Source organism: Oleiphilus sp. HI0080 (genome assembly GCF_001635135.1).
The window spans coordinates 1-980 of the sequence record NZ_LWFU01000851.1 but is presented as its reverse complement, the minus strand read 5'-3'; the positions used below and the strand labels follow the sequence as shown (position 1 = coordinate 980).

General features: G+C 47.2%; 1 protein-coding gene and 1 pseudogene. Both read left to right on the top strand.

Annotated elements, in window-relative coordinates; genetic code table 11:
- Window positions 1-376 (top strand): annotated as a pseudogene (sdhA, locus tag A3751_RS17255) (succinate dehydrogenase flavoprotein subunit); the annotation flags it as partial.
- Between the two features lie 9 nt (window positions 377-385).
- Window positions 386-980: succinate dehydrogenase iron-sulfur subunit (locus A3751_RS17250; protein WP_068458226.1), on the top strand; the 595-nt coding region annotated here is incomplete at its 3' end.

The window sequence follows — 980 nt, the reverse complement described above, 5'->3', positions numbered from 1 at the left end:
GAAGACGATGCAGCTATACTTCGGCGTATTTCGTGAGGGAGAAAGTATGCAGAAAGGTCTCAAGCTGCTTGATGAAATCGGAGAGCGCCTCAAGAACGTATACTTGGACGACAAGAGCCAGGCTTTTAACACCGCGCGGATTGAGGCTTTGGAACTCGACAACCTCTATGAAACTGCAGTGGCGACGGCGATTAGTGCTGAGGGGCGTAAGGAGAGTCGAGGAGCGCATGCTCGCAACGACTTCACTGAGCGTGACGATGAGAACTGGCTGAAGCATTCTATCTTCAACCCGGTCACGAAGGAGTTGACTAAGCGGGACGTTAATTTCGCACCGAAAACCGTTGAGGCTTTCCCGCCTAAAATACGTTCTTACTAGGAGATATCAATGTTAGTTAGTATTTATCGATACAATCCTGAGAAAGACCAAGTGCCTTACATGGAAGATGTTGAGGTTGAGATTCCTGAAGGTAAGGATTTGATGGTTCTGGATGTATTGCATCTTATCAAGGCGAAAGACTCTTCTGTTTCCTATCGTCGTTCTTGCCGCGAGGGTGTTTGTGGTTCTGATGGTTTGAACATGAACGGTAAGAATGGTTTGGCATGTATCACTCCTCTTTCAGAGGTGGTGAAGAAGGGTAAATTGGTCATTCGTCCACTGCCGGGTCTTCCAGTTATTCGCGACTTGGTTGTAGATATGTCTATGTTCTACAAGCAGTATGAGAAAATTAAGCCGTTTTTGATCAATGATACACCGCCGCCTGCTATTGAGCGTCTTCAGTCACCAGAAGAGCGCGCTAAGCTAGATGGTTTGTACGAATGTATCTTGTGTGCGTGTTGCTCAACGGCTTGTCCTTCGTTTTGGTGGAATCCTGACAAGTTTGTCGGCCCGTCTGGCTTACTTCAGGCTTATCGCTTTTTGGCAGATTCGCGTGATACAGCAACCTCAGATCGTTTGGCTGAGTTAGATGATCCGTTTAGCG